The organism is Candidatus Phytoplasma asteris (genome assembly GCF_038505995.1).
Lineage (GTDB): Bacteria > Bacillota_I > Bacilli_A > Acholeplasmatales > Acholeplasmataceae > Phytoplasma > Phytoplasma asteris.
Genome location: NZ_CP128415.1, coordinates 1 through 5,617, shown reverse-complemented (window position 1 = coordinate 5,617; position 5,617 = coordinate 1). Strand labels below are relative to the sequence as shown.

The 5,617-nt window shown below is 22.7% G+C and carries 7 protein-coding genes; all 7 read right to left on the bottom strand.

The features are described from left to right. Window positions 1-261 precede the first annotated feature (261 nt). The 7 genes from QN326_RS04140 to QN326_RS04110 all read right to left on the bottom strand — a co-directional run bounded on the left by QN326_RS04140 (window position 262) and on the right by QN326_RS04110 (window position 5,554). Window positions 262-744 (bottom strand): hypothetical protein, encoded by a 483-nt coding sequence (locus QN326_RS04140; RefSeq protein ID WP_342386795.1) that lies wholly within the window; start codon window positions 742-744, stop codon window positions 262-264. 50 nt (window positions 745-794) lie between these two features. After that, the gene (locus QN326_RS04135) at window positions 795-1,109 is read right to left on the bottom strand and encodes a single-stranded DNA-binding protein (RefSeq protein WP_014182595.1); all 315 of its coding nucleotides are present in this window, start codon (window positions 1,107-1,109) and stop codon (window positions 795-797) included. Between the two features lie 24 nt (window positions 1,110-1,133). After that, complete coding sequence (locus tag QN326_RS04130; RefSeq protein ID WP_014182594.1) at window positions 1,134-1,598, bottom strand: hypothetical protein; 465 nt, start codon at window positions 1,596-1,598, stop codon at window positions 1,134-1,136. Window positions 1,599-1,600: 2 nt separating this feature from the next. Continuing rightward, window positions 1,601-2,131 (bottom strand): DUF2963 domain-containing protein, encoded by a 531-nt coding sequence (locus QN326_RS04125; RefSeq protein ID WP_342386794.1) that lies wholly within the window; start codon window positions 2,129-2,131, stop codon window positions 1,601-1,603. Between the two features lie 4 nt (window positions 2,132-2,135). Next, window positions 2,136-2,603 carry a hypothetical protein gene (locus QN326_RS04120; protein ID WP_342386793.1) on the bottom strand — a complete coding sequence of 156 codons (468 nt, stop codon included), beginning with the start codon at window positions 2,601-2,603 and terminating at the stop codon, window positions 2,136-2,138. 683 nt (window positions 2,604-3,286) lie between these two features. Beyond that, the gene (locus QN326_RS04115; RefSeq protein ID WP_342386797.1) at window positions 3,287-3,811 is read right to left on the bottom strand and encodes a hypothetical protein; all 525 of its coding nucleotides are present in this window, start codon (window positions 3,809-3,811) and stop codon (window positions 3,287-3,289) included. Between the two features lie 438 nt (window positions 3,812-4,249). Then, window positions 4,250-5,554 (bottom strand): hypothetical protein, encoded by a 1,305-nt coding sequence (locus QN326_RS04110; RefSeq protein WP_342386796.1) that lies wholly within the window; start codon window positions 5,552-5,554, stop codon window positions 4,250-4,252. Window positions 5,555-5,617 lie beyond the last annotated feature (63 nt).

Here is a 5,617-nt window from a genome sequence, read left to right as displayed (position 1 = left end):
TTGCGCGGAATGTTAATTTTAATCCATTCATCAATTTTATAATACCTCTAAAACTAATTATTTTATATCTATATGACATTTCAAATTAGATATGAATTATAATTACCCCTTAACGAGCAGAGCGAATTAGGCGGCCAGCCGAAGTATACTTAGATTAACCTATTACACCTCTCCTATAAAGTCCCCTTTGGGGATTTAGGGGTTTTTTATTTATAAACTCTTTCTATCTAAAGCCCCTATTAAATTAGGGGCTTATTTTTATTAATCATTATTAATTATTTTTTTACTTTTTTCTATTCTTTTCAATTTTATTTTATCTTTGTTTTTATGATAATAATCTCTACTCGCTTCTCTAAATAATTTCATATTTTTTAATCTATATTTTCTTTTAGAATCTGCGGTTTTTTTTCTTTTGATTTCATTATCTCTTTGTATTTCTTCCAAACTTCTTAATTCAACACCTGTAAATTGTAAACGAATTGTGTTATCAAAAAATAAATTATTTTCCGGTAATTTTAAAGAAAGATTTAAATCTATTTCTTGGTCATTAGTATTTTGATTAATTGATGAACTAGATGCTTCATCATTAAAAAAACTTTCATTTAAAAAATCTTTTTCTATAATATATTTTGAACTATTATTCTTCATAGCAAAAACTAAATTTGTTTTATAAAAATTTAATAATAAATAAATAAAAATAAATATAATTAAATAAAATTTAGTTCTAAATTTAATTTTTTTCATTAATATACTACTTTCTATCTAAAGCCCCTAATTTAATAGGGGCCTTTATTTTATTGATTTTTATTATCTAAAAAGATAACTCTTTGAACTATTACTTTAGTTGAGGTTTTATTTTCGCCTTCGTTATTAGTATATTTTTCAATTGACAACGTTCCTTCTACATATACTTTTGAACCTTTATGTAAATACATACTCATGTTTTCAGCTTGGGTTCTAAAAACAACACATGGAATGAATTGAGTTTTATCTTTATTATTTACAGCTATTTGAAAATCTAATTTAGGTATTTGACCCTCATTAGTATTAATAAATGTTGGATCTAAGTCATGAGTTATATTACCTATTAATTGTACTTTGTTTAACATTTTATTTCTCCTTTGATTTTTAGATTAAAGTAATAAAGCAACAGGAGCTGCTATTGGGCCTAAAGAGGCAAAAATAGGAGCTAGAACTACACAACCAATTACAACTGCACCTGTAGCTAGAGTTACTACTGCGATATCTTTAACTAATTTATTTTCATCGTTATCATAATTTGAGTTCCAATCAAATTGATATTGCTCTTGTTCTTGTTCTTGTTTTTCAGTTTGAGGTTTTAATTGTTGTTTTTGGTTTTTTAATTCTTTTAAACGTTTTAAAGAATTAATTAATCCAATTATATTTTGAACTTTATTAGTATCATGGATATATTGAGTTTGATATTTAGATTGGGTTTCAACTGTATTTTCAGTTTTTTGTTGTTTTGATTTAATGAATTTAGGTAATCTTAAACCTAAAAGGAATAAAAGAATTAAAAGAATAATTGCAATAAATATAGTCCAAATTATTAATATAATTTTTCTTTTTTTATTCATTATTAACGATTTATTATTTCTTTAACAGTTCCGTCTGGGTTGTAATATGTTGTTTTGATAAATATTCCAGTAGGAGTGTATTCATTAATATAATCTATTGTTTTACCATCATCAAGATAATAAGTTGATTTAGTCATAATATTTGTATCTTTATCGTGTTCGGCAATATATTTTATTGTTTTTCCATCAATTTTATAATAAGTGTCTTTAATTAATTTACCTTTTGAATCATATATTTCATATGAACGAGGGGTTATACCATCTTTTTGATAAGTAGTTTTAGGAGGATATTGTTGAGTTAATTTATCAATTTCTTTTTCTATCTTACTTATAATTGCATTATAGGTTTCTTGTTCTTGTTGAAGATTGGCTTTAGATGTTAAAGTAGGTTTATTTTGGTTATCAGTTTTAGTTTGGGGTTTATTCATAGCTAATAATAAAATGATTAAAAAAACAAGAATAACTCCACTAATAAATAAACCCCAAATGATAAATATTTTATTTTTCAATTTTTTTTGATTATTGGTTTGCATAATTTTAATCCTTTTTTTTATAATTTTGATTATATACTGGTTTAATTATATTTTGTTTTTTTTGTAAATTAAGTTTATATTCTAAATCATTTATCTTTCTTTGTAATTTGTTTAAATCATCTAGATTCAAGTTATTAGTTTTAATTGGTTGTTTTAATTTTGATTTAGGGGAAAAAATCCATTTAATTAATTTAAACAATAATTTAAAAGGATATAAAATCCATTTTATTATTGTTTTTATAATGTTAAAGATAGAACCTAAAAAACATAATAAAGTTATAAAGACTAAAATGTAAAATATAGATAAAACGAAACTCAATATTATTCCAGTACTATTTAATAAATTATCAAAACTACAATCTTTAATAGCAATTATATTGTTGAAATTAGTTTTAAAAAATGTTATAATAAAGATAGCGTAATCATTTATTTTATCAATAAATGCGATTATGTTTAAATTGAATATTTGCATGAATAATGCATCCTTTCATGATAGTTATATAAATCTTTGTCTTTGCGAGAATGGGATTTATATAGCTATTTTTTTTTATACTTTTTTAATGTGGGCTTAATATAATAAAAATGACCCTACATATACGCACAGCAACGAACATATATATAAGGTCATAATTATTTTAACATATAAAAATGTTATTAATTATTAATTATTAAAAAGTGTTGCTGTGAATACACTTATATTATAACAGAAAATGATAAATTGAATAAACATAAAAATTAAAAAAAGGAGAAAAAAATGACTGGTTTAGAAATAGGTTTAACTCTTTTGGCATGTGCAATTGTGTGGGTTATAATAGCTTGTAAATAATTTTAATATTTTTAATGGACTCTCCAACCTACTCCTTTACGTATTCACGCAAAGGCGTTTGGTTCGTTCTCGCTACTCCTTACCTGATAGTTCACAGGTAAGGCGCGAGGGTAAATTAAAAAATTCACACCAAATTGGTTTTTATTATAGAGTTTAGGGGGTTTCATTGAGGAAAAACCTAGCGAATTTTAGTTATATAAATCTAAGTATACTTCGGCTGGCCGCCTAATTCGCTCTGCTCGTCTTTGAATACTTTTATACTTAATTTAATTTAAAATAAAATACACATAAAAAGAATGAAAAAAACATTTAATTATAAAAAATATTAGTTAATTCATTTTTTCTAAAACATCTTTTACTGTTTTTATATTATTACCTAATTTATTCCATCCTTCTGAAATATTATTTACATTTCCTAAACGAAATAATTCTAAAATAGTATAAAATTTGTAACTCCAATTTTTATAATTTTCATTATTATAATCAATATCATCATCACCAACTATTTGATTTCTTTTTAATTCTAGGCAATGATCACTTTGATAGTCAAATTCTTGATGTTTGTCTATTAAAGAATTTGAACCTAATACAATTTTATGAACTTTTTCATTATCATATAATTTAAAAAATAAATTTCTTAATTCTAAATAATTTAATCTTTTTATTTTTTCATTAAAAGTAAATTCACTTACAAAAAATAATTCTTCAATAGTAATATCTGATAATTTAACTTTATATAATTCACTTAAATTTCTCATAATTTTATTTCTCTTTTCTTTAATTTTATTTTTATCTTTAACATCAAAATATAATTTATCATCTACATATATAAATATACAGTTTTTTAACTCCAATTTAACCTTTTTTTAATCAAAAAAATTGGTCTAAAATTGTCAATTCTTGAAATGTGTCAAAGTCACTTTGACACGCTTTTTTTTTTGAAAAAAAAATGATTAAAAAACTTAGTAAATACCTAACAAATAAACATAACAACTTTAACTTTTTTGGTGTGTCAAAGTTTGTGTCAAAGTTTAATCTGACACACTTTTTAAAAATCATCATATTTCCCTGATAAAACCTACATTTCTGAGGTATAATTTTTCGGGCTTGCGCTTTTTGGAATCTCAAACGCGCGCACCCGAAAAAGTAAGGAAAAACCTAATAAAAAATGATATAATAAAAAAATTAATTCTTGAAATGTGTCAAAGTTTAAAAAGGGTAAAGTTTTATAGTACGTTTTTTATAAGTAATTTCCTTATAAAAAAAGACCAAGAAATATTTTGGTCTATTTTTTAACTTTCATTTTTTTGGTCTAAAAAATATAATAATCCATCCCAATTTTTAGGGATTTCAAAATGTTGAATTACAGCTTGTTCGTTTTCATATTTTTGATATTCATAATGAGTAATAGTATGTTTATCTAAATTAATAAAAATAGCATTTTCTCGGATATACTTATATTCTTTTCTACCTCTTTTGAAATTATCAAAACAATATTTTTCTACTGAAGTATCTTCATTGACTAATATAATACTAATATCAGTGCCTTTAATTTTAGTTCTTGGTTTATATTTCATATTGACAATAGAATCTTTTTGATTACCTATTATTACTTTAGTTAAATTTCTTGCTTGAATATTATATATATCAATATCATCATAAATATTAACATATTTATCTTCATCATAATTTTCATCTGAAAAATCTACATCATCTTTGATATAATTAAAGAGTAAATCAAGTTTGGTTAGTAAACTTTTGAAAAATTGGGTTTTACCAGATTTTGAATTACCTTCAATAATCAAAGTTTTAAATCTTTGAGAAATACCATTTGATAATTGTTCTTTTTGTGTTTTTAAAATTTCATATATAGAAATTAAAATAGGTATTTTTTTAAAAGTACAAAAATCAAAAATTATATTTTCTTTTACTTCAGATTCATAAATATGTTCATAAGCCATATTTTTGAATCTTTTTGTATTTTTAAAGGCATAATTAGGTTCTAATGATTCAGCATATAATTTTAACTTTTTAAATATTTCAGTTTTAGTTTTTGAAATATTAATTTCTTTTTGTTGATATTCTTCTCTTAACTTTAAAAAATAGTTATTAGTTAAATTTTCTAATTCAGTAGGTTTTTCATTTTTAGATAATTTAATATAACGAACATGCTTAAAGGTGCCTTCTTCAATGAAGTCGCCATCTTTTTTTACATAATTACGTACATCAGTAGTATCTTTAATAGGATTGCCTGGACGTGGTTCAATATGAGGAGAATAAAATAAATCCTTAATTTTAATATTTTCAGTATCAATTAATTTTTTTTCTTTAATATTTTTAGGAATATTAAAAATGGTTAAATCCCTTGTTTTAAATCTTTTATTTAATTGAAAAAAAACATGATGGTGTTTTCCTTTATGATCTTGATGGTTTTCAATTCCAACTACTAAATAATTAATTTGAAGTTTTTTTTCATTACAAAGATTGATGATAAAAGTTTTAATTTCTTCTTTAGATAAATCACACTGTGAATAAGTTAAAAATATATTTTGAGCTTGAAACATTGTTTCTTTTTTAATATTATTTGTTTTTTTCATTGATATACTCTTTCTTGTATAAGCCCCTATTAAATTAGGGGCTTTAAAAATATAAAATCTCAA

Coding starts and splice junctions, on each gene's coding strand:
- QN326_RS04140 (WP_342386795.1), bottom strand. CDS start 744: ATGAAAAAAATTAAATTTAGAACTAAATTTTATTTAATTATATTTATT.
- QN326_RS04110 (WP_342386796.1), bottom strand. CDS start 5,554: ATGAAAAAAACAAATAATATTAAAAAAGAAACAATGTTTCAAGCTCAA.
- QN326_RS04120 (WP_342386793.1), bottom strand. CDS start 2,603: ATGCAAATATTCAATTTAAACATAATCGCATTTATTGATAAAATAAAT.
- QN326_RS04130 (WP_014182594.1), bottom strand. CDS start 1,598: ATGAATAAAAAAAGAAAAATTATATTAATAATTTGGACTATATTTATT.
- QN326_RS04125 (WP_342386794.1), bottom strand. CDS start 2,131: ATGCAAACCAATAATCAAAAAAAATTGAAAAATAAAATATTTATCATT.
- QN326_RS04135 (WP_014182595.1), bottom strand. CDS start 1,109: ATGTTAAACAAAGTACAATTAATAGGTAATATAACTCATGACTTAGAT.